Below are 25,253 nucleotides of genomic sequence, written 5' to 3'. Positions count from 1 at the left end.
CGTACCATCTCAATCAATAGAAATTTATCGCTTTAAGGCAATTATTCCTACAATTCGACTGTTTATCCGGCTTTTCATCCAGCTTCAGCTGGTTTAGTACCAGCTTTTCTTTTAGAAAATAGCCTTTAACTTTCTGTTTTAGTTTAGTTAAATTTATACAATGCGACAATTCCTAAATCAAAAGGGGTGGATTGTAGGCTATTCTGCTTTCTTATAGATTTGTCCCGACCATCACACAAGGAAAAGCTCTATGCTTATGTTATTGCTTGTCGCCGTGCTGATCGCGATGATGGGGTTTGCTCTGGTACGCCACTGGAAGGTACAGAACGGAAAAAATACTGTCGCTAGCCCGCACCGCCCCCATCGCCGTCGTTAATATCTCTTTTTTGTGGATGACAGCCTCACAGCACTGTTATCCCCACCTGCTCTGCACAAGTTATCCAGGAACGCAGGTTCCTGGATAACTTGTTATCAAATGCAGTATACTTTTCCCCTTCTTTTTTAGCGCTGCCATTCCCGGTCATTTTCCCGGCGGGCGGCGTCGTGACAACGGCCAGCGCGCAAGCGTTGACCTTTCAGCAAATTAAGGTAACTCGGTGAATATTCAGGCCCTTCTCTCAGATAAAGTCAGTCAGGCGATGATCGCAGTGGGTGCTCCGGCTAATTGTGAGCCTCAGGTGCGCCAGTCGGCTAAAGCACAGTTTGGTGATTACCAGGCCAACGGCATGATGGCCGTGGCTAAATCGCTGGGCATGCCGCCGCGACAGCTGGCAGAAAAGGTTCTGGAGCAGCTGGACCTCACCGGAATTGCGCAGAAAGTGGAGATTGCCGGTCCGGGCTTCATTAATATCTTCCTTGACCCGGCATGGGTTGCCAGCCAGATCGACAACGTGCTGGCGGCACCGAAGCTCGGCGTGGCGGATGTCACTCCGCAGACCGTGGTGATCGACTACTCAGCCCCTAACGTCGCTAAAGAGATGCACGTGGGTCACGTTCGCTCCACCATCATTGGTGACGCCGCCGCGCGCACGCTGGAGTTTCTCGGCCATAACGTGATCCGCGCCAACCACGTCGGCGACTGGGGCACCCAGTTCGGCATGCTGATCGCCTTCCTCGAAAAGCAGCAGAACGAGAACCACGAAGAGATCGCGCTGGCCGACCTCGAAGTGTTCTACCGCGAAGCCAAGCGCACCTACGATGAAGACCAGGCCTTTGCCGAGCGCGCGCGTAGCTACGTGGTAAAACTGCAGGGCGGTGACGAATACTGCCGCAAGATGTGGAAACGCCTGGTTGACATCACCATGTCGCAGAACCAGAAAATTTATGACCGCATGAACGTCACCCTGACGCGCAACGACGTAATGGGTGAGAGCCTGTACAACGACATGCTGCCAGGCATTGTCGCCGATCTGAAGGCCAAAGGGCTGGCGGTCGAGAGCGAAGGCGCCACCGTGGTGTTCCTCGACGAGTACAAGAATAAAGATGGCGAGCCGATGGGGGTGATCATCCAGAAAAAGGATGGCGGCTATCTGTACACCACCACCGATATCGCCTGCGCCAAATATCGTTACGAGACGCTGAAAGCGGATCGCGTGCTCTATTACATCGACTCACGCCAGCACCAGCATCTGATGCAGGCGTGGACCATCGTGCGTAAAGCCGGTTATATCCCGGATTCACTGCCGCTGGAGCACCACATGTTCGGCATGATGCTGGGCAAAGACGGTAAGCCATTCAAAACCCGCGCGGGCGGTACCATTAAGCTCTCTGACCTGCTGGATGAAGCGGTTGACCGCGCCACCAGGCTGATTGGTGAGAAGAACCCGGATATGCCAGCGGATGAACTGCAGCAGCTGGCGGAGATCGTCGGCATCGGCGCGGTGAAATACGCAGACCTGTCAAAAAGCCGTACCACCGACTACATCTTCGACTGGGACAATATGCTGGCGTTTGAAGGCAACACCGCGCCGTATATGCAGTATGCCTATACCCGCGTGCTGTCGGTGTTCCGTAAAGCCGGGATTGATGAACACGGCATCAGCGGCGAAACGCGCATCAGCGAAGAGCGCGAAGCGGCGCTGGCCGTGCGTTTGCTGCAGTTTGAAGAGGTGATTACTCAGGTCGCGCGCGACGGGATGCCGCATGTGATGTGTGCCTACCTGTACGATTTGGCGGGCCTGTTCTCCGGTTTCTACGAGCACTGCCCGATCCTGAATGCCGAAGATGACGCCACAAAACAGAGCCGTCTGCGCCTGGCGCTGTTGACCGCCAAAACCCTGAAGCGGGGTCTGGATACCCTGGGCATTCAAACGGTAGAACGGATGTAAACGCGGCGGGCGAGGCATGCCTCGCCCCTACGAAAATCGGGATTCAACCGTAGGGGTCGACCCTTTTTTTTGGTCGACCCGTGCCCACATTCCGGGTCGACCGGAAAAGAAGGTCGCCCCCTACTGGTAATTCACCATCACTTCATTACTCACCACGCGCACTATCGGAAATACCCGCCCTTTCCCTTCTACGTGATAAATAAAGCGCAATGTTTCACCCGCCGCCACGTTGCTTAAGCCGCGCGTTGACCCGCTGCCGCCCTCAATCGGCACGCAGCGATTTTCCGCACAGAGCCTGACCTGCAAACCCGCCGGAGCCGGCGTGCTCAGCACGTAGCGCCAGGCGACCTCGGTGATCGCGCCGCTCACCGCTTCAGACGGTGCCAGCGGGCGCGACGACGCCTGCACGCCGCGATTCTGCAGGCCCGGGCCGGTGGCGCTGGCATGCCAGGCACCGCCCGCCGCCAGGCTGATGCCCGGCAGCAGCAGTAACAGCCATAACGCCTTCATTAATGACCCCCGATGGTGGAAGTCATGCGGATATTGCGGTTGTCGGTGAGCTCCATATTGGAGATCACCATCAGCTGCGGCAGCGTGCGGCGCAGGAAGCGGGCCAGCAGCGCACGCAGCGGATGATTGACCAGCAGCACCGGCGGCGCCCCCAGCCCTTCCTGATGCTGCAGCGCGCTCTGCGCCTGCGCCAGCAGGCGGTCAGCCAGACCCGGCTCCAGCCCACCGCCGCCCTGCAACGCCTGTAACAGCAGACGTTCCAGCGTTGAGTCCAGCCCGATAACCTGCACTTCGCCATTGCCCGGGAACCACTGCTGGGTGATGGCGCGGCCCAGCGCCACGCGCACCACCGAAGTCAGCTCCTGCGGATCGGTCTGCACCGCAGCGTGTTCCGCCAGGGTTTCAATAATGGTGCGCATATCGCGGATCGACACGCGCTCGGCCAGCAGGTTCTGCAGCACTTTATGCAGCGTAGTCAGGGTGATCACGCCCGGGATTAGATCCTCAGTCAGCTTCGGCATCTCCTGGGTAACGCGGTCCAGCAGCTGCTGCGCCTCCTGGCGGCCAAACAGTTCGCTGGCGTACTGGCCAATCAGATGGTTGAGGTGAGTCGCCACCACGGTGCTGGCCTCCACCACGGTAAAGCCCTGAATCTGCGCCTGCTCTTTCAGCGCGCTGTCAATCCAGATCGCCGCCAAGCCAAAGGCCGGGTCGACGGTAGCTTCACCCGGCAAAGTTCCGGCAGCGGTGCCGGGGTTAATTGCCATCCAGCGGCCGGGATACGCATCCCCGCTGCCAATTTCCACGCCCTTCATCAGAATGCGGTAGCGCGCCGGCGTCAGATCCATGTTGTCACGGATATGCACCACCGGCGGCAGGAAGCCCATCTCCTGGGCGAATTTCTTACGGATACTGCGGATGCGTCCGAGCAGCTCGCCGTCCTGCGCGCTGTCGACCATCGGGATCAGGCGGTAGCCCACTTCCATCCCCAGCGAATCTTCCAGCTGCACGTCGCCCCAGGTGGCTTCGACCGAGGCCGCGCTCTCCTGCGGGGCTTTGGCCATCTGCGGCGTCGCGGCGGCTTTAGGCTGCATCTCTTTACCGCGGATCCACCAGGCCAGCCCCAGCAGCGCGGCGGTAAACAGCAGGAACACCAGGTTTGGCATGCCCGGCACCAGGCCAAGCAGGCCGAGTACCCCGGCGCTCAGCATCATGACGCGCGGGTTGTTGAACAGCTGGCCAACCATCTGCTCGCCCACGTCCTGATCGGTGCCCACGCGCGTCACAATCACACCGGCCGCAGTGGAGATCACCAGCGCCGGGATCTGTGCGACCAGGCCGTCACCGATGGTCAGCAGGGTATAGGTTTCCGCCGCATGTCCGGCGTCCATCCCGTGCTGCACCACCCCGACCAGCAGGCCGCCGATCACGTTGATCACCATAATCATGATCCCCGCCACCGCATCGCCGCGCACGAACTTACTGGCACCGTCCATCGAACCGTAAAAATCGGCTTCCTGCGTCACATCGGAACGACGCTTTTTCGCCTCCTCTTCACCGATCAGCCCGGCATTGAGGTCGGCGTCAATCGCCATCTGCTTACCCGGCATCCCGTCGAGCACAAAGCGCGCGCCCACTTCGGCAATACGCCCGGCACCCTTGGTAATCACCATAAAGTTGATGATGACCAGGATGATAAACACCACGATACCGATGGCGAAGTTACCGCCCACCAGGAAGTGACCAAAGGCTTCCACCACCTGTCCGGCAGCCGCCGCCCCGGTGTGGCCTTCCATCAGGATAATACGCGTGGAGGCCACGTTGAGCGCCAGGCGTAATAAGGTGGAGAACAGCAGAATGGTCGGGAAAGCGGCGAACTCCAGCGTTTTCTGGGTGAACATCGCCACCAGCAACACCATAATCGACAGCGCGATGTTGAAGGTAAACAGCAGGTCAAGGATGAACGGCGGCAGCGGCAGCACCATCATCGACAGGATAAGCAGGATCAGTATTGGCCCGGCCAACACCTTCCACTGCGTATCTTTCATGTTGGCAGGTAACCGTAATTTAGCGGCCAGATTAGACATCAGGTTTTTCTTCTCCAGCAAAGTCCAGCGCTTCCGGCACCGGTAATTTAACAGGTCGTTTTGGGATCAGCCCCCCTTCCACTTTCCAGCGGCGGAGTTGCCATACCCAGGCGAGAACTTCTGCCACGGCGGCGTACAGCTGCCCCGGGATATGCTGGCCAATTTCACTGTGGCGATACAGCGCACGCGCCAGCGGCGGGGCTTCGAGGATCGGGATACGATTCTCTTTCGCCAGCTCACGAATGCGCAGAGCAATATCCCCTGCGCCCTTCGCCAGCACCTTTGGCGCACTCATTTTCTTCTCGTCGTACTGCAACGCGACCGAATAGTGGGTCGGGTTAGTCACAATCACGTCCGCCTTGGGCACATCGGCCATCATGCGGCGGCGGGCGGCGGCACGCATTTGCTGGCGGATACGCCCCTTCACGTGCGGGTCACCTTCCTGCTGCTTGTACTCATCGCGAATATCCTGACGCGACATGCGTAAATTCTTGAAGTAGCTGTACAGCTGGAAGAACACGTCGAAACCCACCATCGGCGACAGCCCGAGCACCACCAGAATGCTGCACATCGCAATCATGTTCAGCGCCCCGGCCAGCGCGGTCACCGGCGACTCACTCACCAGGCGCAGCATCTCCGCCCAGTGGTGCCAGATATATAGCCCGGTAACGATGCCAACCAGCGTGGCCTTAAGCACTGCTTTCAGCAGCTCCGCTGCCGACTGGGCGGAGACCAGCTTCGCCAGCCCTTTGATCGGGTTCATCTTGCCGGGGTCGAACTTAATTGATTTTCCGCTGAAGACCAGGCCACCGAGCAGCATCGGCGCGGCGATTGCCACCACCACCAGGCCAAACATCATCGGCAAGATAGCCATCACCGCCTGCATCAGCAGGTTGGCAATCTGGCGCAGCATCTGGCTGGTATCACTGACCACCGAGTGGTTAAATACCAGACCATCCGCCACCAAAGCACCGAGTTTGCGCCCCATCCATTCGCCGCCAGCCCAGAGAATACTTAGCCCGGCCACCAGCATCAGGATCGACGTCAGCTCACGCGATCGCGGAATCTGCCCATCTTCTCGGGCTTTTTCCAATCGGTGAGCCGTAGCGGACTCTGTTTTTTCCTCATCGCTATCCTGAGACACAGCGGCGAACCTTCAGTACGGATTGACTGAGGCTAGAATGCCAAATTCGCGCAGGGGTAATGCCACGAGTAAACGTGTAATTAGGGGGTTATTTACGGAATGGGAAAAACAGTCAATAGAGGGGCGGTAGGGTACCGCCCCTGGATATCAGAAGCCGAGGCTGTCCAGCAGGTCATCGACCTGGTCCTGGCTGGCTACCACGTTTGGTGCCGCAGCATTAATCTGCGGACCATTGAGCAGGCTGTCGGTATCTTTTTTCGCCCGCATACTCTGGTCTGGAATGTTCTCCATCAGGACCGTCAGCAGCTGACGTTCAATCTCCTGGATCACATCCATCATACGTTTTATCACCTGCCCGGTCAGATCCTGGAAATCCTGAGCCATCATGATTTCCATCAGCTGGGCGTTGGTGAAGCTGGTATGCTGCGGCACTTCGTCGAGATAACCACGAGTATCCGAAACCAGCGAGCGGGCATCTGCCAGTTCGATAGGATTTTCAAACCACTCATCCCAGCGCCCTTTCAGCGTTTTCGCTCCATCTTCCAACACCGTCTGACGCGGCTGTGCAGCCTCCACGCAGTTAAGCGCGCGCTCTGCCGCCTGCGCGGTCATCTGTACCACATAATCAAGGCGATCGCGGGCATCTGGGATCGCTTCTGCCGCTTCGGCAATAGCATGATCCAGACCCAGCTCTCGCAGACTGTCGCGCAGCATCCGCGTCAGTGAACCAATTTTGGAGATAATGTCCTGTGCCGAAGCAGCATCAACATTTGGTTTCGGAATTGCGTTCATGTTGGCTCCTTACATACCCAGTTTTTCGAAGATCTTGCCTAATTTCTCTTCCAGGGTAGCCGCAGTGAAGGGTTTAACCACGTAGCCGCTGGCGCCCGCCTGAGCCGCAGCAATGATGTTCTCTTTCTTCGCTTCCGCCGTCACCATCAGGACCGGCAGTTTGCTCATCGTGGCGTCCGCACGAATGGTTTGCAGCAGCTGCAGACCGTCCATATTGGGCATGTTCCAGTCAGAGACCACGAAGTCAAAACCCCCGGCGCGCAGCTTATTCAGCGCATCAACGCCGTCTTCTGCTTCTTCAACGTTGTTGAAACCCAGCTCTTTTAACAGGTTACGGACGATACGACGCATCGTGTTGAAGTCGTCTACCACCAGAAACCGCATATTTTTATCGACCATACTTACTCCCGTTTTTTGTCGCTCGCGAGGACCGCGTTGTTAGATACGCAACGCCTGTCCGGCGCTAATTTTTGCCAGCATGTGCTGACTGATTTGGTGAAGATCCACCACTTCACTGGCTCCCCCGAGGGCGATTGCCTCTCGCGGCATACCAAATACCACACAGCTCGCTTCGTTCTGGGCGATGGTCCAGGCACCGGCTTTATTCATCGCCAGCAGCCCGGCAGCCCCATCGTTACCCATTCCGGTCAGGATCACGCCAACGGCATTCCGACCGGCGTACTGCGCCACTGAGTTAAACAGCACATCGACCGACGGCTTGTGACGATTCACCGGCGGGCCTTCATTCAGTTTGACCTGGTAGTTTGCGCCACTGCGCGCCAGCTCCAGGTGCATCGCGCCCGGGGCAATATAGGCATGGCCGGGCAGAATACGTTCGCCATCTTCCGCCTCTTTCACCGTGATCTGACACAGCTTGTTCAGACGTTCGGCAAACGAGCGGGTGAAGCCTGGCGGCATATGCTGGGTGATCAGCAGCGCCGGGCTGGTGGCCGGTAACGGCTGCAGCACGTGGCGGATCGCCTCGGTACCGCCGGTCGACGCGCCAATCGCAATCAGCTTTTCACTACTCAGCAGCGGGCCCGCTTTCAGCATCACCGGCGCGGGCGTTGGGCCACGGGTGTGCAGACGTGCGCGGGAAGCGGCACGCACCTTATCGGCAATCATCTGGCTGTAGGCCAGCATCCCTTCGCGGATCCCCAGCGACGGTTTAGTAACAAAATCCACCGCCCCCAGCTCCAGCGCGCGCAGCGTGATCTCAGAGCCTTTCCCGGTCAGGGAGGAGACCATCACCACCGGCATCGGACGCAGGCGCATCAGTTTTTCAAGAAAATCGAGGCCATCCATCCGCGGCATCTCAACATCCAGCGTTAACACATCCGGGTTGAACTGCTTGATTAAATCCCGCGCCACTAACGGGTCCGGCGCGGATGCCACCATCTCCATATCGGCATGGCTGTTGATAATCTCGGTCATCAGCTGACGCATCAGGGCAGAATCATCAACGCACAACACTCTGATTTTACTCATTATCTTTCCTTAGTCAGTCCATAGACCGTCTGGCCACGCAGATAGAACTCTTTACTGATCTGGCTGAAGTTTTCTGAGTGTCCGGCAAACAGCAGGCCGCCTGGTTTCAGTAACGGAACAAAACGCCGTAAAATTTTCTCCTGCGTCTCTTTATCAAAGTAGATCATCACGTTACGGCAAAAAATCACATCAAACGGGCCGGAGAGCGCCCAGTCGTTAGCCAGCAGGTTAAGCTGGGCAAAGCTCACCATATTTGCCAGCTCCGGACGCGCGCGCACCATGCCCTCATGCGGGCCGGTGCCGCGCAGGAAGAAGCGCTGCATCTGCTGCGGTGACAGCGTGCGCAGCTCTTCCTGGCGGTAGACGCCGGACTGCGCCTTCTCCAGCACCTGAGTGTCGATATCCGTGGCATGGATCTGGAATTTACCCGGACCGGTGCCCAGCGTTTCGGCCAGCGTCATGGCGATGGAGTAAGGCTCCTCACCGGTGGAGGCCGCCGCACACCAGACGTTGTAACTGCCGGGGCGACGCTTCGCGTGCTCCGCCAGGATAGGGAAGTGGTGCGCCTCGCGGAAAAAGGCCGTCAGGTTGGTGGTCAGGGCATTGATAAATGCCTGCCACTCCGCGCTGTTCGGGTCAGTTTCCAGTAGCGCCATATAGCGACCAAAATCGTCGATATTTAACGTACGTAACCGGCGCACGAGGCGGTTATAAACCATCTCCCGCTTGTGGTCGGCGAGGACGATGCCAGCTCGCTGATAAATCAACTGACTGATACGCTTAAAGTGCGTATCGGATAACGGCAGACGCTGCACCATCTGTGACAGCAGCGTTGCGGTTTCCGGTGGAGCTAACAACGTCGTTTTCTTCATGTAGCCATCCTGCCAACTTCAACCCAACGTTTCTGCGTGGGCGGACCACAACAGCGCTCCGCCCCTACTGTAGGGGTCGACCCTCTTTTTCGGTCGCCCCGTTAACTGGCAGACCGGCTATTTCGGCCGACCGACCTTATTGTGACGTATTAAAATGTTTCCCAATGCTCGTCTGAACTGGCTGCCGGTAACGCTTTACGCGCCGCCGCGGGTGCTGCCAGCACCGGGGAAACGTTGCCCCTGTTGTTATTAACGGCCGCGATGACATTTTCTTTACGAATTCGGAACACGGCGACCGCCTGAGTCAGTCGGCTGGCCTGATCTTCGAGCGAGGCCGCCGCCGAAGCGGACTCTTCCACCAGCGAGGCGTTCTGCTGCGTAACGCGGTCCATCTCGGTGACGGCGGTGCCGACCTGGTCGATGCCCTTGCTCTGCTCGTCAGAGGCAGAGGCGATTTCGCCCATGATGTCGGTGACGCGGGTCACCGCATTGACGATATCGGTCATCGTCTCTCCGGCGCTCTCCACCAGCACCGAGCCGGTGTTGACGCGGGATACCGAGTCTTCAATCAGCCCTTTGATCTCCTTCGCCGCCTGCGCGCTGCGCTGGGCGAGGTTACGCACTTCGCCCGCCACCACGGCAAAGCCACGCCCCTGCTCCCCGGCACGCGCCGCTTCTACCGCGGCATTGAGGGCCAGAATGTTGGTCTGGAAGGCGATGCCGTCGATGACGCTGGTGATATCGGCAATTTTCTTCGAACTGCCGGCGATGTCGTTCATGGTTTTCACCACGCCATCCACCACTTTGCCGCCCTTCTGTGCGGTTTCAGAGGCGCTCAACGCCAGCTGTGACGCCTGGCGGGCGTTCTCGGCGTTCTGCTTCACCGTCGCGGTCAGCTGCTCCATGCTGGCAGCGGTCTGCTCCAGCGAGGCGGCCTGCTCTTCGGTACGTGCAGAGAGGTCGTTGTTGCCGGCGGCGATTTCGCTGGCGCCGGTAAAGATGGCATCGGAACCATCGCGCACGTCGCTAACGGTTTTTACCAGCTCCTGCTGCATGTGATGCAGGCTGGAGGCCAGCTGCGCCATCTCGTTGCGCCCTGTCACCTCAATACTCTGCGTCAGGTCGCCGCTGGCGATACAGCGGATATGCTCGATGCTTTGCTTCAGCGGACGCAGCAGAATGTGGTGGATACCGGTCCACACCAGCGCGATGGTGGCGACGGAGACCAGCAGAATAATCAGCAGCACCCAGATAGCCTGGTGATATGCGCGCTCGTTCTGCTCGGCACCCGCCGACAGCAGGGCATCGGTATTCTTCAGCCAGTTGTCATAGGCCGCTTCAAAACCGTTCTGGAAACCGGTAGTAGGCTGGTCGACAAACCCTTTGAAGTCACCTTTGGCCAGCATGTCGCTCAGCTCAACCAGCGCGTCATGCAGGATTTTGTAGTGCTCGCTCACGGCCTGAACGTGCGGCAGTGCCACGACATCCGGCGGTAACTCTTTGGTGTACTCCGCAAACTGCGTTTCCGCGGTGGTCAGCTGGCTTTTCGCCAGCGCCACCAGTTCCGGAATGGTGGCGCCGCTGCCGTTATTGCTGGCATCCAGCTGATAGCGGATCCCGGCGCGGTTAAGCGTATTACGTGTCTGAACCAGTGCTATCCATGCGGCGGTAAGATTGGCCTGCTCCAGGCGAATCTGCTGAGTCAGCGCGAAGTTTTCCTTATCTCCTTTCAGAGACTGGAAAAACAGCCCGCCCGAAATCAACTGTAAAGCACCAAATAAAACCAAAACCAGCACCAGGCTGGTTACCACTTTCATACTCTTGAACATACCTTTCCCCAGTTGGATAGCTACTGCTGTGTTTTATCGGCAATCGCGGGGGGATCTTTATGGCGCTCGGATGGATTAAGGTCGAGGCATGCCTCGACCCTACATAGACCCTACATATTTCGTGTAGGGGTCGGGCATGCCCGACCCTACGTATTACGTGCAGAGGTCGGGCATGCCCGACCCGTTTGGGATACGGAATTAAAACGTTTCCCAATGACCGTCGTTGCTCACCGGGTTAGCGGACTCAACGCTGGGCTTATTCAGCAGCGGGCGCTTTAGCACGGCAGCAGGGGCCGCCTGCTGGCGCGCAATGCGGAACACGGCGACCGCCTGGGTCAGTCGGCTGGCCTGCTCTTCGAGCGAGGCGGCCGCCGAGGCGGACTCTTCCACCAGCGAGGCATTCTGCTGCGTGACGCGGTCCATCTCGGTGACGGCGGTGCCGACCTGGTCGATGCCGCGGCTCTGCTCGTCAGAAGCCGAAGCGATTTCGCCCATGATATCGGTGACGCGGGTCACCGCATTGACGATATCGCTCATGGTTCCACCGGCGCTCTCCACCAGCACCGAGCCGGTGTTGACGCGGGATACCGAGTCTTCGATCAGTCCTTTGATCTCCTTCGCCGCCTGCGCGCTGCGCTGGGCGAGGTTACGTACTTCGCCCGCGACCACGGCAAAGCCGCGCCCCTGCTCCCCGGCACGCGCCGCTTCTACCGCGGCATTGAGGGCCAGAATATTGGTCTGGAAGGCGATGCTATCGATGACGCTGGTGATATCGGCAATTTTCTTCGAACTGCCGGCGATGTCGTTCATGGTTTTCACCACGCCATCCACCACTTTGCCGCCCTTCTGTGCGGTTTCAGAGGCGCTCAACGCCAGCTGTGAGGCCTGGCGGGCGTTCTCGGCGTTCTGCTTCACCGTGGCGGTCAGCTGCTCCATGCTGGCCGCGGTCTGCTCCAGCGAGGCGGCCTGCTGTTCGGTACGCGCAGAGAGGTCGTTATTGCCGGCGGCGATTTCGCTGGCGCCGGTAAAGATGGCATCAGAGCCGTCGCGCACCACGCTGACGGTGCGCACCAGCTCTTGCTGCATATGCTGCAGGCTGGCGGCCAGCTGCGCCATCTCGTTACGCCCCTCTACGGTAATGGGCTGCGTCAGATCGCCGCTGGCAATACGCCGGATATGACCGATGCTGCTCTGCAGCGGCAGCAGCAGGATATGACGGATGCCGCTCCACACCCCGCCAATTGCCAGCAGTGACACCACCAGCACGATAACCAGCACCCAGATCGCCTGATTGAAGGCATGCAGATTCTGGTCCGCACCGGCCTGCGCCTGCGCATCGTTTTTGCTCAGCCAGCTGTTATAGGCATGGCTGAAACCATCCTGATAACGCTGGGTTGGCTGATCGAAGAATTCGCTAATCTTGCCGTCGTTCATCAGTTGGATCAGCTGCGCCAGCGCGTCGTGCAGGATGCGGTAGTTTTCCTGAATAGCGCGCACGTTTTCGGCGCTTTTGCCCTGTTGCGACAGGTGAGAGTCCCAGGTGGCGTAGCTTTTCTCTGCGATATTGAGCTGTTCCTGCGCCGCCGCCAGCAGCTGTTTAACGCTGTCGCCGCTGCCCATATGATTAGCATCCAGCATGTAGCGGATCCCGGAACGGTTGAGGGTATTACGTGCCTGAATCAGAGCGATCCAGGACTGGTTGAGGGCGGACTGCTGCAGCCGCAGCTGCTGGGAGACGGCGAAATTATCTTTGTCGCCTTTCAGCGCCTGGAAGAACAGGCCGCCGGTGATTAACTGTAATGAACCAAAAAATGCCAGCACCACTATCAGGCTGGTAACGACCTTCATACGCTTAAACATAATGTTCCTTATTAATCGGTTAAGGCTGCTGTTATCGGCAATCGCGGGGGGATCTTTATGGCGCTGGGATGGATTAAGGTCGAGGCATGCCTCGACCCTACGTATTACGTGTAGAGGTCGGGCATGCCTCGGCCCTACATATTACGTGTAGAGGTCGGGCATGCCTCGGCCCTACATATTACGTGTAGGGGGCGGGCATGCCTCGACCCTACGTATTACGTGTAGGGGTCGGGCATGCCCGACCCGTTTGGGATACGGAATTAAAACGTTTCCCAATGACCGTCGTTGCTCACCGGGTTAGCGGGCTTAGCGCTGGGCTTATTCAGCAGCGGGCGCTTTAGCACGGCAACCGGGGCCGCCTGCTGGCGCGCAATGCGGAACACCGCCACCGCCTGGGTCAAACGGCTGGCCTGATCTTCGAGCGAGGCGGCCGCCGAGGCGGACTCTTCCACCAGCGAGGCATTCTGCTGCGTCACGCGGTCCATCTCGGTGACGGCGGTGCCGACCTGGTCGATGCCGCGGCTCTGCTCATCAGAAGCCGAAGCGATTTCGCCCATAATATCGGTGACGCGGGTCACCGCATTGACGATATCGGTCATGGTTTCACCCGCGCTGCCGACCAGCTGTGAGCCGGTATCGACGCGCGCTACCGAGTCTTCGATCAATCCTTTGATCTCCTTCGCCGCCTGGGCGCTGCGCTGGGCGAGGTTACGCACTTCGCCCGCCACCACCGCAAAGCCACGCCCCTGCTCCCCGGCACGGGCCGCTTCCACCGCGGCATTCAGCGCCAGGATATTGGTCTGGAAAGCGATACCGTCAATAACGCTGATAATATCGGCAATTTTCTTCGAGCTCCCGGCAATATCGTTCATGGTCTTCACCACGCCATCGACCACCCGGCCACCCTTCTGTGCCGTTTCGGAGGCATTCAGCGCCAGCTGTGACGCCTGGCGGGCGTTCTCAGCATTCTGCTTCACCGTCGCGGTCAGCTGCTCCATGCTGGCAGCGGTCTGCTCCAGCGAGGCAGCCTGCTCTTCAGTGCGCGCTGACAGGTCATTATTACCCGCAGAGATTTCGCTGGCGCCGGTGTAAATCGCGTCTGAACCATCGCGCACGACGCTGACGGTCTTCACCAGCGCCTGCTGCATCTCATGCAGGCTGTTCGCCAGCTGCGCCATTTCGTTGCGCCCGACCGCAACGATATTTTGCGTCAGGTCACCCTCTGCAATACTCCTGATGTGCGCAATGCTGCTTTGCAGCGGGCGGATCAAGATGTTACGCAGGCCATACCAGCACAGCACGATCAGCGCCACCACCAGAATCATAACGCCAGAGATCAGCCACAGCATCTGCTCGTAGGCTTTCTCGTTCTGCGCCGCGCCCTGCTTGCTCAACGTTGCCTGCTGGTCACGCCACTGGACATAGGTGCTCTGCATCACTTTCTGCTTCGCTTCGATATTCATTTTGAACATCGCATCCAGCTGTTTGTCATCCATCAGCTGGATCATCTGCGTCAGCGTCTGCACGTAAACGTCATAGCTCTGCTCCAGGCGCTCAACCAGCTGACTGTTCATGCCCGGCGTTTCCGGCAGGGCCTGATAAGCGGCGTAAGTTTTAGCCGCCAGCGCAAGCTGCTGTTTGGCCTGGTCACTGAGCATCTTCAGGGAGGCGCTGCTGCCCGAGTTGGCCGCTTCGCTCTGCAGGCGCAGCATGCCGCGGTTGAGCGTAATGCGCGTCTGGTTCAGCGTGACCCAGGCGTCGGTAAACAGCGCCACGTTATCGCTGGCGGCCTGAGATACCGCAAAGCTGTTTTTATCGTGAGTCAGCGCATTGATAAACAAGCCGCCAGAAGCTAACTGTAACGTGCCGAAAATCACCAGAACCATAATCAGGCTGGTGACGACTTTAATCCGCGTGAACATAAGAAACCCTTGGTATGTATGATGAATAGAATAACGTCTAATGGTATCGGTTCCCCGGCGGAGAACTTTATGCTGCGCAAAGTTAAGTAACTAAAAGATCTTAGCCCTCTCCTCCCGGCACTTAAGGCAAAGCAATGTGGGGTATCACTGCAAAAAAAAGGGGTGACCCAAAATACGGCCACCCCTTACGCAATCGTTATTGCTGAATATTATGCGCTGCGCAGCGTATCCATCAGCGCCATCTCTTCGCTGCTCAGCAGCTTCTCGATGTCGACCAGAATCAGCATACGCTCACCGAGCGCGCCCAGACCGGTCAGATACTCGGTAGACATGGTGACGGCAAATTCCGGGGAAGGACGGATCTGATCCTGCGTCAGCGACAGCACATCAGACACGCCGTCCACCACGATGCCCACCACGCGCTGCTCCAGATTCAGCACGATCACCACGGTGTTGTCGTTATAGTCGACGTCCGGCTGGGCAAACTTAATACGCAAGTCGATAATCGGTACGATTACGCCACGCAGGTTGGTTACACCCTTGATAAACGCCGGGGTGTTGGCGATGCGCGTGACCTGATCGTAACCGCGGATCTCCTGCACCTTGAGGATATCAATCCCGTACTCTTCATCACCCAGCGTAAACACCAGGAACTCCTGACCCACGGTTTCGCCGGCGAGTTTAGTGACAGTGGCCATTCCAGTCATAATGCTACCCTTAATCAGTTATTGTCAGGCTGCGGCTCCCGCCACACGCTTTTCACGGTTCAGAGACTGCAGTGCAGAGACGTCTACAATCAGCGCCACGCTGCCATCGCCAAGGATGGTGGCGGCGGAGATACCCGGCACTTTGCGATAGTTGCTTTCCAGGTTTTTCACGACCACCTGGTGCTGGCCAATCAGCTGATCAACCAGCAGCGCGTAGCGTTTACCGGCGCTCTGCAGGATCACCACAATGCCCTGCGTCGCTTCGGTTTTCGCACCCTGCACTTCAAAGACGTTCCACAGCTCAACCAGCGGCAGATATTCGCCGCGCACTTCCAGCACGCGTTCACCGCCCGCCAGCGCTTTCAGGTCATCCGCCAGCGGCTGCAGGGATTCCATCACCGCATTCAGCGGCAGGATAAACACTTCGTTGGCCACGCGCACCGACATGCCATCCAGAATTGCCAGCGTCAGCGGCAGCAGGATACGGATCGTTGTGCCCTTGCCCTGCTTCGAGGAGATCTCAACGTGGCCGCCCATCTCCTGGATATTACGTTTCACCACGTCCATGCCCACGCCACGACCGGAGACGTCAGTCACCTGCTCGGCGGTGGAGAAGCCCGGGGCGAAGATCAGCATGCCAACCTCTTCGTCGCTCATCGACTCGCTGACCGGCAGGCCGGAAGAGAGCGCTTTGGCGAGAATACGTTCGCGGTTCAGACCGGCACCGTCATCGGTCACTTCGATGCAGATGTTGCCGCCCTGGTGTTCCGCTGACAGCGTCAGGTTGCCCACCGCGTGCTTGCCGACTGCCTGGCGTTTTTCCGGCGTTTCAATCCCGTGATCCAGGCTGTTACGCACCAGGTGCGTTAACGGGTCAATAATGCGTTCGATCAGGCTCTTATCCAGCTCGGTCGAGCTGCCCATCAGCGTCAGTTCGACTTCTTTGCCCAGCTTGCTGGCAAGGTCGCGCACCAGACGCGGGAAGCGGCTGAAAACATACTCCATCGGCATCATACGAATCGACATCACCGACTCCTGCAGGTCGCGCGCATTGCGCTCCAGCTGGCCCATGCTGTTCAGCAGGTCGCCATGATTGACCGGGTCCAGCTCGCCGGAGCGCTGCGCCAGCATTGACTGGGTAATGACCAGTTCGCCAACCAGGTTGATCAGCTGATCGACCTTCTCAACCGCTACGCGAATACTGGTTGATTCATTCACCTTCGGGGCAGCAGGCTTTTTCGCCGCTTCGCGCTTCAGCGGAGCAATCTCGCTCACGCTGGCCAGTTCCGCTTCGGCGCTGGTAACCGCAGCCACTGGTTCAGCCACCGGCTGAGCAGCAGCCGCAGCGCTGATATCCACCACCTCGGCCTGCGGGAAGCTGATTTGCGATTCGTCGATAACGAAGCACAGCACCGCGACGATATCGTCTTTACCCACTGAGGAATCCAGTGAGGCTTCGAGCGTGTTCTCGCCCTTAACGGCTGCGGAAACCGTACCCAGATTGCCCAGTTCTTCCAGCATCAGGTCGGCTTCGCCCGCTTTCAGGCCGGTCAGTTTGATCCGCAGACCGCTGGCAGCAACCGCCACAGCCGGAGCAGCGTCAGTCGCCACCGCAGGGGCCGGAACCTCACCTTTCGCTTCCAGCGCCAGCTGACGCAGCGCCTGACAGATATAGGCAAACGTCGCCGAATCGGGTTCCGAGGCAGTCTTATACGCATCCAGCTGTTCTTGCATAATATCTTTGGTTTCCAAAAACAGGTTGATGATATCGGTGCTCAGCTGCATTTCGCCGCGTCGCGCACCGTCGAGAATGTTTTCCAGAATATGCGTGGTTTCCTGTAATACAGTAAAACCAAAGGTACCCGCTCCGCCTTTAATCGAATGGGCCGCACGGAAGATAGCGTTAAGCTGTTCCGAATCTGGTTCCTGCGGGTCAAGACCCAACAGGTGTTGTTCCATGTCCGCCAACAATTCGTCGGCTTCATCAAAGAACGTCTGGTAAAAATCGCTGATATCCATGCTCACGGTATCACCTCGGCTGTGAGTCGCGATCGGTCTGGGCCGCCGGTGCGGGTGCCGCAGGTAACGACGTTACCGGAGCATTCGCGCTGACAGGCTCAGCCTGTGAGTGTTGAGGGTCTTGGTTTTTGCTGGCATCAGAAGGAACTTCCGGTGCCGCTATCGTTTTAAGGCTACTTGCATCACTAATCTGTACCGCATCACTTTCGGCATTTTCACGCTCGATCTGCGCTTCCGTGTCATGGTTTAACACCAGCAGGCTGATGCGGCGGTTAACCGCATCGTTGCCACCACGGTTCTTCAATTTCATGGTGTCAGCCATGCCCACCACACGCAGCATCTTGCCGCTGTCCAGTCCTCCCAGCATCAGCTCGCGTCGGGACGCGTTGGCACGGTCGGCAGAGAGTTCCCAGTTACTGTAACCCCGCTCCCCCCCGGCATAGGGGAAGTCGTCGGTATGTCCCGCCAGGCTAATCCGGTTGGGGATATCATTCAGAATCGGGGCAATCGCACGCAGGATATCGCGCATGTACGACTCCACTTCGGCGCTGCCGGTTTTAAACATCGGGCGGTTCTGGCTGTCAATAATCTGGATACGCAGCCCCTCTTCCACCATGTTAATAATCAGATGCGGACGCAGCGCACGCAGGCGCGGGTCAGCCTCTATCAGCTGGTCGAGCTTTTCCCGCAGGCGGTTAAGACGAATTTCATCCAGCTTGCGCTTCTGTGCATCCATATCGACCACTTTATGCACTTCACCCTGCTTCTCGACCGGATCTTTACCGCCGCCGGGGATCGGGCTGGAGCTGTCGCTGCTGCGCTGGCCGCCGGTCAGCGCCACTTTCAGCGGCGTTTTAAAGTAATCGGCAATCTGAATCAATTGTTGAGGACTTGAGATAGAAATCAGCCACATCACCATAAAAAAGGCCATCATTGCCGTCATAAAGTCGGCATAGGCGATTTTCCACGAGCCGTGCGAGCCGGCATGCTTATTCGACTTTTTTCGCTTTACCAGCACAATGGGGTGATTGTTATGCTTCATGCGTCTTGATCCGAAGTCTGCTTATTGGATTTCGCATTACGAACGTGCTCTTCCAGCTCGCTGAACGACGGTCGATCCGTTGAGTACAACGTCTTACGACCAAACTCCACCGCGATCTGCGGGGCATAACCGTTCAGGCTGGAGAGCAGCGTCACCTTAATGCACTGCATCATCTTGGTGGTCTCGGCACACTTCTGGCGTAACACCCCGGAGAGCGGGGAGATAAAACCGTAAGCCAGCAAAATACCGAGGAAGGTGCCGACCATCGCGTTGGCGATCAGCGCACCGAGCTCAGCCGCCGGGCGATCCGCAGAGGCCAGGGTGTGAATCACCCCCATTACCGCGGCCACGATACCAAACGCCGGCAGTGAGTCGCCCATCGTTCCGAGCGCCGTTGCCGGCACATCGCACTCGTGCTCGTAGGTCTCAATCTCTTCATCCATCAACGCTTCAATCTCAAAGGCATTCATATTGCCGCTGACCATCAGGCGTAAATAGTCGGTAATAAAGTCCACTAATCTTTTATCGGCAAGAATGCGCGGGTAATTAGCAAAAATCTCACTTTCCTGCGGATTTTCGATATCGCGCTCCAGCGACAGCATCCCCTGCTGGCGCGATTTGGCCATCAGGCGATAGAGCAGCGCCATCAGATCCATATACACCGACTTGTTATATTTCGAGCCGCGCATCAGCAGCGGCAGCGACTTAAGCGTCGCTTTAATCGCCTTGCCGTTGTTGCCGACAATAAATGCGCCAATGCCGGAGCCGACAATAATCAGCACCTCCGACGGTTGATAGAGTGCGCCAAGGTGGCCGCCGACCATTGCGAAGCCGCCCAACACCGATCCGAGGACAAGGATATAACCCAATATAATCAGCACGAAAAATCCTTACGCTGTAAACGTGTGGGTGGAAGTTAAGCCAGAATTCGGCAGGCGCATCGCCAGGCGTGGGGCAAAAAAAAAGCAGCGGTCAAAGACCGCTGCTGGATTCACTCCACGTGGCGAACACTATTAAACGGCTTGTTTAACCTGTTCATCCAGCAGTTGTGAATTGTTATCGGCAGATTCTGCGATAAGTTTACGTCTTTTTACCGCTCGGGACGGCGGCTGGCAAAGGCTGCAGGTGAAGCTGCCAACAGGCTGATGTGCGTGGTTAATAAAGCTGCCACCGCAGCATTTGCAGCCGGCTAATTCCAGCATACCGCTTTCAACAAACCGGACCAGGGTCCAGGCGCGCGTCAGCGCCAACAGCGGGCCCTCGTCCTGTTGCGGACACTGCTCGAGGTATAAACGGTAGGCTTTAATCACCGCTTCAACGCCGGTGCATAATCCGCTTTTGATCAGGAACTGCCAGGCGTTACAGAACATCGAAGCATGGATATTCTGCTCCCACGTCATAAACCAGTCAGTCGAGAACGGCAGCATGCCTTTTGGTGGTGGGCTTCCACGCAGCTCTTTATATAACTTAATTAAGCGGCCGCGGCTCAGCTGTGTTTCACTCTCTAACATTTGCAGGCGCGCACCCAGCGTAATTAATTCCATCGCCAGCTGAATGTCACGCGCTTCCTGAACAATACTTTTTTCGCTCATTAGCTCGCCGCCCTTCTTTTCGGTGTCTCGTCATCTTTTGAGACATCACGTAATAAACGACTGGATAACAGGATACCGGTATGGATCTGCTGTAAATCATCCACACGAGATTCACGAGTCAAACGGCTAATCGAATTGTGATCGGTGAAACGGAACTGACAAACCAGCTGATTGGTTTCCGCCAGCTTGACCATTTCAGGCAATGTCAAACCTGCCAGAGCATCGGCCATTGATTCATCGATGCCCAGCCGAAACATGGCCGAAGCTTTTTCCTGGTTAATTAAACGTTGTGCAAGCAATAAATAAGACAAATTGATGTCGTAAATATGTTTGAGTAATTCTGATGTACCCATTTTTTTCCATCCTGACTGACACTACTTTTAACGTGTGCGGTCAATGCCGCTACCATGGTTGCTGGTTGGTAAATCTAAAGATGGCAAAAATTTAGTGGCAGAAGCCAAATGCTTGCTAAGGCTGTCTTGTTTTTCGCAGAAACCAAGCCAGGAAATAATCATGAACTCATTTTGCCAGTGGCCATTCCTGAGCCCTCTCTATCCCAGACTTCATCCGTGATTTTTTGTTACATTCTATTAAGACTATTCCGAAAACAAGGCAACTCTATCCCCTCTGATTTCGACATACAACGAGAGCCTACCCAAATTTTAGATAAAGTGTGATCTAGATCACACTTTTAAGGCAAATAATTCCGAAAAAACCATCAGCAACCCTGTTGATTAGCTCACTAACTAATCATTTCGGTCAGTTTTTGTAAATTCCGCACTGTAAGTAACCATCTTCGAACGAAAATGAACGCGCGTGGAATTATAAACGCAAGGAGAGCAGCGAAGCGGCACATGGCAGCATAAAATTCATAAATAAGACTATTTATAAGACTTTTATACTTTAAATAAGGTGTTTTACACCACCTTCAGGTAGTTACTTACGGTGAATATACGAAAGCTATTCGAAGGTAAAAATGTGACAAAGGTCAGGTTTTTGCAATGGAGTGATAGCGATTTGTAAGCAGGCGGCGCCTGATGTTCAGCTAATGCCTGTAGATGTAAATAGGCATTACATAAGAAGTGTGAATGTTTTTCGGATTTTTCGGGTAATTACTTATTTTAGTATCGGCAGACTGGCGCCAACCTTTAGGGAAAAGTAGCTTTCTTATGTTTTTTCTGAAGTAAGTGGGCGTTTTTTCTCCAAACTGCGTCAGAGAAGCGTTAAGCAGCGTGAGGATTGGTTAAAGCGGGATAAGGAAAATCAGGGGCCGCAGCCCCTGTTGGTCAAACATCTTGTTTACACTGGACCGATGTTTCAGGCCAGTTTTGGCAAGGAAGTCACGTTACTCTGCTGGCTCTTTACCCGGCCATCCTGCGGCAGCGCCTGCAAATCACGCAGGTAGCTCTCACGCCAGTGGGTAATGTCATTGCTGCGCAGCACCGCCATCATGTCGTTGTAGCGCGAAATCCTTTCCGTGCGTGACATGGTCATGGCCTGGTTGAGCGCCGCCGCCACATCATCGCGGTCATAAGGATTGACGATCAGCGCCGAGGTCAGCTCGTTAGCGGCACCGGCAAAGCGCGACAGCACCAGCACGCCCGGATCATCCGGATCCTGCGCGGCGACATACTCTTTCGCCACCAGATTCATACCGTCACGCAGCGGCGTCACCAGCCCGATATCCGTCAGGCGGAAGATTTTCATCAGCAGGCGGCGGTCAAAGTGCTGGTTGAGGTAGTAAAGCGGCGTCCAGCCCAGCGTGCCGTATTTACCGTTGATGCGCCCCGCTTCGGTTTCCAGCGTATGGCGGATATCCTGGTAAGCCTGCACGTCGCCGCGCGAGGTGGGCGCAATCTGCGAGTAGCGGATTTTGCCATGATGCTGCGGATAGTTCTCCAGCAGCGCCTCATAGGCGAGAAAGCGCTCCGGCAGCCCTTTCGAATAGTCGAGGCGCTCGCAGGCGATAATATTTTGCGCATCGCCCAGATCTTTCTTCATCGCCACCATTTTTGGCGGTAGCGGCCCTTCAGCCATCTCTTTGATGCTGTCAGGTTCAATACCGATCGGGTAAACCTCGGTGGTGAAGCGGTTGCCGAAGGCGCGGTGCTGTTTGCCTTCGCTCTGCATCTGGGTCAGCAGTGAAACGCTCTCGAGGAACGCCAGGCGGTCACTTTCCGTCTGGAAGCCCAGCAGATCGTATTCGCACATCATCTCCAGCAGGTCAGCGTGCGGCGGCAGCGCGTTGAAGATCTCCGGGGTCGGGAACGGGATATGCAGGAAGAAGCCGATGCGGTTATTCACGCCCAGCTTGCGCAGCTCGGCGGCAAACGGCAGCAGATGGTAATCGTGGATCCACAGAATATCATCATCTTTCAGCAGCGGCTGCAGGCGCTGTGCCAGCTGCTTGTTGACGCGGCAGTAACCGTCCCAGGCTTCACGCTGGAAATTCACCAGGTCGAGACGGTAGTGGAAAGCAGGCCATAGCACCGCGTTGGAAAACTGCAGATAGTAGAGATCGTAATCGTTCTGATCGAGGCCGAAGGAGGCATAAGTGATGCCGTCCTGCTCCAGCATATTCAGCTGCTCTTCATCTTCTCCAATTTCATTGATCTCACCGTTCCAGCCAAACCACATGCCTCCGGTGGTCTTCAGGGCATCAACAATGCCAACCGTCAACCCCCCGGCACTGGCCTTACTGCCATCAGGAATGGCAATACGGTTAGATACGACTACTAAGCGACTCATAACTTTGACTCCTCACCGACGTTGTTGCGTCTTGATCTAGTTTTATTCGGGTCTGTTCCAGCCAGCGGTAAACGGCATCAACATCAGCCAGACGTCCGCGCGCGGCGGTGGCTCCAGAGCCGACTTTAATTGAGATACCGTCCATGGCATTGACCACGTCAAAACCTGCTTCGTCAGTCAAATCATCCCCGATAAACACCGGGATACGGCCGGCAAACGGAGGCAGTTGCATAAAATCGTTAATCGCGGCGCCTTTGTTCACGCCCCGCGGCTTCAGTTCGACCACGCATTTTCCCGGCTGTTGTACCAGCTCGGGGAAACGCGCCACCAGCGAGTCGGCCAGCGTTTCAATCGCCTGCTGATACTGCGGTGCCTGGCGATAATGCAGGGCAAACGCCATACCTTTACTCTCCAGCCCGGTGCCCGGCAGAGCGGCTATCGCCTGCTCCAGTTCACGGCTGAGGATCGTCACAGTGCCCGGGTCAAGGGCAATGCACGTTGTTTCATTCTGGAGATTGCGCCGCTCAGCACCATGCACGCCGGCCAGCGGAAAACGCGCCGGAGCGACCAGGGCATCCAGTTCGCTTATCGGGCGGCCGGAAACCAGCGCCAGCGCAGCATCACAGCTTTGCGCCAGGTGCTGAAGGTCAGCCACCACCGCAGCAGGGACGGAAACCTCATCCGGGCGCGGTTTAATCGCCGCCAGTGTGCCATCCACGTCAAAGAAGAAGGCGTAGCGCGCTTCTGCCTTAATTGGGGGAACGAAATCTGCTTGTTTAGTCACACATTCCTCCTGATTAATGGTTCAGAAAGATGCTGTGCAATGAGGGTAACTGCGTGGTCTGACGGGGACGGCGTAGAGCAGTTGCCTGTCGTCTGACGTCGAGAGGGATCGTGGTTTTCCTACCGCGCCGACCCTCAGTGCGGACAACATCAGCATTAAGTATAGAAGGGTTTCCAAATCCTGCCAGAAAATCAGGCAGTAACCGCTTTCTGCCACAGTGCGTTGACGTCTATCCCCGGCCAGTGTCCGGCTTCTTCCGGCCCGACAATGCTTTCCGAGGCGTGCTGGCTGGCGAGATCGACCTCATACGGCATCAGCCGTTTGCCGCTGTTTAACGACCAGAAAATGCACACCTTCGGCTGCAGCAGCGAGTGTTCACCCGGCTCGGTCACCACGCCAAGCAGCCCGTTGGAGAGCCTTACCAGTGAGCCAACCGGATAGATACCGACCGCTTTGACAAATGAGTGCAGCAGCTTACGATCAAAATGCCCGTGCCAGTTAGCCATTTGGTGCATTGCACTGGCCGGGTTCCAGCCCGCTTTGTAGGGACGGTCGGAGGTGACGGCATCATAGACATCACATATTGAAGCCATACGGGCGAGCAGAGAAATCGCATTGCCGCGCAGCCCGTGCGGATATCCCGTGCCATTGATCTTTTCGTGATGATGCAGTGCCACATCCTGTAAATCTGCATCGGCACCGCTGATACGCAGGATCTCCGCGCCGGCCACCGGATGGATCTTCATCTCCTCAAACTCTTCCACCGTCAGCCTGGCAGGCTTGTTGAGGATTGCCAGCGGCACCGCCGCTTTGCCTACGTCGTGCAGCAGCCCCGCCATCCCGGCACGTTTGGTCTGATGCTGATCCAGCTTCAGCTGTGCCGCCAGAGAAAGCATCAGCGCACAGACCGCCACCGAGTGCAGGTAAGTGTAATCATCGTGCGATTTTAGGCGCACCACGCTCAGCAAAGCGGCTGGATGGCGGCTGAGCGAGCCGGCAATATCATTGACCAGCGGCAGCGTGCTGTTTGCATCGATAGTTTTGCCCATGCGCGCATCGCTGAACATGTCCATCACTGGCCCTTTCGCCGCCAGGCAGATTTTCTGCGCCTGCGCCATCTCACCGCGTAGGGTGACGGGCTGGCCGCTATCAACTTCCGGCGACTGATAGCCAGACGGTGCGTCAGCCTCAGGCAGCACCACGTTTTCGACTATCCCGGTCTTCACCTCAACGCCGCGCCCGCGCGACAGGTCGATCCACACTTCACGCACGCCGCTGTTCTGGATGACCTTTATCTGCGTCTCATCCGTCAGCAGCATTTCATTGCCGACCAGCGGGTGTTTCAGCCAGAACACATCAAGCTTATAAAGGTACATACCCAGCCGCAGTTCGTTCACCGCAATACCGACGATCATCCCGCCTCCTCAAGTCTGTGAGCATCCCTTCCTGATAAGTATCGGCAGCGAGAATGAAAACCTGTGGGCCCAGGATGAAGTTAATTTGCTGCTCCGACCTGCTTAGATTTATACA

Annotated in this window: 20 protein-coding genes; 1 reads left to right on the top strand and 19 read right to left on the bottom strand. The window is 57.0% G+C overall.

Translation table 11 applies throughout. The features are described 5' to 3' along the window. Positions 1–596 precede the first annotated feature (596 nt). A complete protein-coding gene (gene argS, locus ACLI4M_RS19310; protein WP_133623815.1) occupies positions 597–2,327 on the top strand; it encodes an arginine--tRNA ligase in 1,731 nt (576 codons plus the stop codon). A gap of 120 nt (positions 2,328–2,447) precedes the next feature. Here argS and flhE read toward each other — a convergent pair whose 3' ends face one another. From flhE to ACLI4M_RS19215, 19 genes are all read right to left on the bottom strand, one after another. After that, a complete protein-coding gene (gene flhE, locus ACLI4M_RS19305) occupies positions 2,448–2,837 on the bottom strand; it encodes a flagellar protein FlhE (RefSeq protein ID WP_133623816.1) in 390 nt (129 codons plus the stop codon). Next, a complete protein-coding gene (gene flhA, locus ACLI4M_RS19300) occupies positions 2,837–4,924 on the bottom strand; it encodes a flagellar biosynthesis protein FlhA (RefSeq protein ID WP_048915808.1) in 2,088 nt (695 codons plus the stop codon). Before flhA ends, flhE begins: the two co-directional genes overlap by 1 nt. Continuing rightward, entirely contained in the window at positions 4,917–6,068 is a 1,152-nt protein-coding gene (gene flhB, locus ACLI4M_RS19295; protein ID WP_133623817.1) for a flagellar biosynthesis protein FlhB, read from the bottom strand. Before flhB ends, flhA begins: the two co-directional genes overlap by 8 nt. 147 nt (positions 6,069–6,215) lie before the next feature. Beyond that, a complete protein-coding gene (cheZ, locus tag ACLI4M_RS19290; protein WP_048915806.1) occupies positions 6,216–6,860 on the bottom strand; it encodes a protein phosphatase CheZ in 645 nt (214 codons plus the stop codon). Positions 6,861–6,869: 9 nt separating this feature from the next. Next, positions 6,870–7,259 (bottom strand): chemotaxis response regulator CheY, encoded by a 390-nt coding sequence (gene cheY, locus ACLI4M_RS19285; RefSeq protein ID WP_048915805.1) that lies wholly within the window; start codon positions 7,257–7,259, stop codon positions 6,870–6,872. Positions 7,260–7,298: 39 nt separating this feature from the next. Further along, complete coding sequence (locus ACLI4M_RS19280; protein ID WP_048915804.1) at positions 7,299–8,348, bottom strand: protein-glutamate methylesterase/protein-glutamine glutaminase; 1,050 nt, start codon at positions 8,346–8,348, stop codon at positions 7,299–7,301. Continuing rightward, positions 8,348–9,220, bottom strand: a complete 873-nt coding sequence (gene cheR / locus ACLI4M_RS19275; protein ID WP_048915803.1) for a protein-glutamate O-methyltransferase CheR — start codon at positions 9,218–9,220, stop codon at positions 8,348–8,350. Before cheR ends, ACLI4M_RS19280 begins: the two co-directional genes overlap by 1 nt. Before the next feature lie 149 nt (positions 9,221–9,369). Continuing rightward, positions 9,370–11,049 carry a methyl-accepting chemotaxis protein gene (locus tag ACLI4M_RS19270; RefSeq protein ID WP_133623818.1) on the bottom strand — a complete coding sequence of 560 codons (1,680 nt, stop codon included), beginning with the start codon at positions 11,047–11,049 and terminating at the stop codon, positions 9,370–9,372. Between the two features lie 198 nt (positions 11,050–11,247). After that, the gene (locus ACLI4M_RS19265; RefSeq protein ID WP_133623819.1) at positions 11,248–12,909 is read right to left on the bottom strand and encodes a methyl-accepting chemotaxis protein; all 1,662 of its coding nucleotides are present in this window, start codon (positions 12,907–12,909) and stop codon (positions 11,248–11,250) included. 260 nt (positions 12,910–13,169) lie between these two features. Next, the gene (locus ACLI4M_RS19260) at positions 13,170–14,831 is read right to left on the bottom strand and encodes a methyl-accepting chemotaxis protein (protein ID WP_133623820.1); all 1,662 of its coding nucleotides are present in this window, start codon (positions 14,829–14,831) and stop codon (positions 13,170–13,172) included. Positions 14,832–15,040: 209 nt separating this feature from the next. Then, entirely contained in the window at positions 15,041–15,538 is a 498-nt protein-coding gene (cheW, locus tag ACLI4M_RS19255; protein WP_048915799.1) for a chemotaxis protein CheW, read from the bottom strand. A 24-nt stretch (positions 15,539–15,562) separates the two neighbouring features. Next, positions 15,563–17,557, bottom strand: a complete 1,995-nt coding sequence (gene cheA / locus ACLI4M_RS19250; RefSeq protein WP_133625080.1) for a chemotaxis protein CheA — start codon at positions 17,555–17,557, stop codon at positions 15,563–15,565. A 10-nt stretch (positions 17,558–17,567) separates the two neighbouring features. Beyond that, positions 17,568–18,599: a flagellar motor protein MotB gene (gene motB, locus ACLI4M_RS19245; protein WP_133623821.1), complete on the bottom strand. Its 1,032-nt coding sequence runs from the start codon at positions 18,597–18,599 to the stop codon at positions 17,568–17,570. Then, entirely contained in the window at positions 18,596–19,480 is an 885-nt protein-coding gene (gene motA / locus ACLI4M_RS19240) for a flagellar motor stator protein MotA (RefSeq protein WP_048915796.1), read from the bottom strand. The genes motB and motA overlap by 4 nt, the downstream gene beginning before the upstream one ends. Before the next feature lie 132 nt (positions 19,481–19,612). Further along, the gene (gene flhC / locus ACLI4M_RS19235) at positions 19,613–20,191 is read right to left on the bottom strand and encodes a flagellar transcriptional regulator FlhC (RefSeq protein ID WP_048915795.1); all 579 of its coding nucleotides are present in this window, start codon (positions 20,189–20,191) and stop codon (positions 19,613–19,615) included. Further along, positions 20,191–20,544: a flagellar transcriptional regulator FlhD gene (gene flhD, locus ACLI4M_RS19230; RefSeq protein WP_048915794.1), complete on the bottom strand. Its 354-nt coding sequence runs from the start codon at positions 20,542–20,544 to the stop codon at positions 20,191–20,193. Before flhD ends, flhC begins: the two co-directional genes overlap by 1 nt. 964 nt (positions 20,545–21,508) lie before the next feature. Further along, entirely contained in the window at positions 21,509–22,939 is a 1,431-nt protein-coding gene (otsA, locus tag ACLI4M_RS19225) for an alpha,alpha-trehalose-phosphate synthase (RefSeq protein WP_133623822.1), read from the bottom strand. After that, a complete protein-coding gene (gene otsB, locus ACLI4M_RS19220; RefSeq protein ID WP_133623823.1) occupies positions 22,914–23,723 on the bottom strand; it encodes a trehalose-phosphatase in 810 nt (269 codons plus the stop codon). Before otsB ends, otsA begins: the two co-directional genes overlap by 26 nt. Before the next feature lie 191 nt (positions 23,724–23,914). Then, entirely contained in the window at positions 23,915–25,138 is a 1,224-nt protein-coding gene (locus ACLI4M_RS19215) for an HD-GYP domain-containing protein (protein WP_133623824.1), read from the bottom strand. Between the last annotated feature and the right edge of the window lie 115 nt (positions 25,139–25,253).

The sequence above is a fragment of the Erwinia sp. LJJL01 genome (assembly GCF_047300805.2).
GTDB lineage: Bacteria > Pseudomonadota > Gammaproteobacteria > Enterobacterales > Enterobacteriaceae > Erwinia > Erwinia aphidicola.
Note: the sequence above shows the minus strand (reverse complement) of the source record. Positions and strands in the feature narration are given on the sequence as shown.

Bases quoted from the DNA above. Each gene is read 5' to 3' on its own strand.
- flhE (WP_133623816.1), bottom strand. From the start codon at position 2,837: ATGAAGGCGTTATGGCTGTTACTGCTGCTGCCGGGCATCAGCCTGGCG.
- flhA (WP_048915808.1), bottom strand. From the start codon at position 4,924: ATGTCTAATCTGGCCGCTAAATTACGGTTACCTGCCAACATGAAAGAT.
- cheZ (WP_048915806.1), bottom strand. From the start codon at position 6,860: ATGAACGCAATTCCGAAACCAAATGTTGATGCTGCTTCGGCACAGGAC.
- cheY (WP_048915805.1), bottom strand. From the start codon at position 7,259: ATGGTCGATAAAAATATGCGGTTTCTGGTGGTAGACGACTTCAACACG.
- ACLI4M_RS19280 (WP_048915804.1), bottom strand. From the start codon at position 8,348: ATGAGTAAAATCAGAGTGTTGTGCGTTGATGATTCTGCCCTGATGCGT.
- cheR (WP_048915803.1), bottom strand. From the start codon at position 9,220: ATGAAGAAAACGACGTTGTTAGCTCCACCGGAAACCGCAACGCTGCTG.
- ACLI4M_RS19270 (WP_133623818.1), bottom strand. From the start codon at position 11,049: ATGTTCAAGAGTATGAAAGTGGTAACCAGCCTGGTGCTGGTTTTGGTT.
- ACLI4M_RS19265 (WP_133623819.1), bottom strand. From the start codon at position 12,909: ATGTTTAAGCGTATGAAGGTCGTTACCAGCCTGATAGTGGTGCTGGCA.
- ACLI4M_RS19260 (WP_133623820.1), bottom strand. From the start codon at position 14,831: ATGTTCACGCGGATTAAAGTCGTCACCAGCCTGATTATGGTTCTGGTG.
- cheW (WP_048915799.1), bottom strand. From the start codon at position 15,538: ATGACTGGAATGGCCACTGTCACTAAACTCGCCGGCGAAACCGTGGGT.
- cheA (WP_133625080.1), bottom strand. From the start codon at position 17,557: ATGGATATCAGCGATTTTTACCAGACGTTCTTTGATGAAGCCGACGAA.
- motB (WP_133623821.1), bottom strand. From the start codon at position 18,599: ATGAAGCATAACAATCACCCCATTGTGCTGGTAAAGCGAAAAAAGTCG.
- flhC (WP_048915795.1), bottom strand. From the start codon at position 20,191: ATGAGCGAAAAAAGTATTGTTCAGGAAGCGCGTGACATTCAGCTGGCG.
- flhD (WP_048915794.1), bottom strand. From the start codon at position 20,544: ATGGGTACATCAGAATTACTCAAACATATTTACGACATCAATTTGTCT.
- otsA (WP_133623822.1), bottom strand. From the start codon at position 22,939: ATGAGTCGCTTAGTAGTCGTATCTAACCGTATTGCCATTCCTGATGGC.
- ACLI4M_RS19215 (WP_133623824.1), bottom strand. From the start codon at position 25,138: ATGATCGTCGGTATTGCGGTGAACGAACTGCGGCTGGGTATGTACCTT.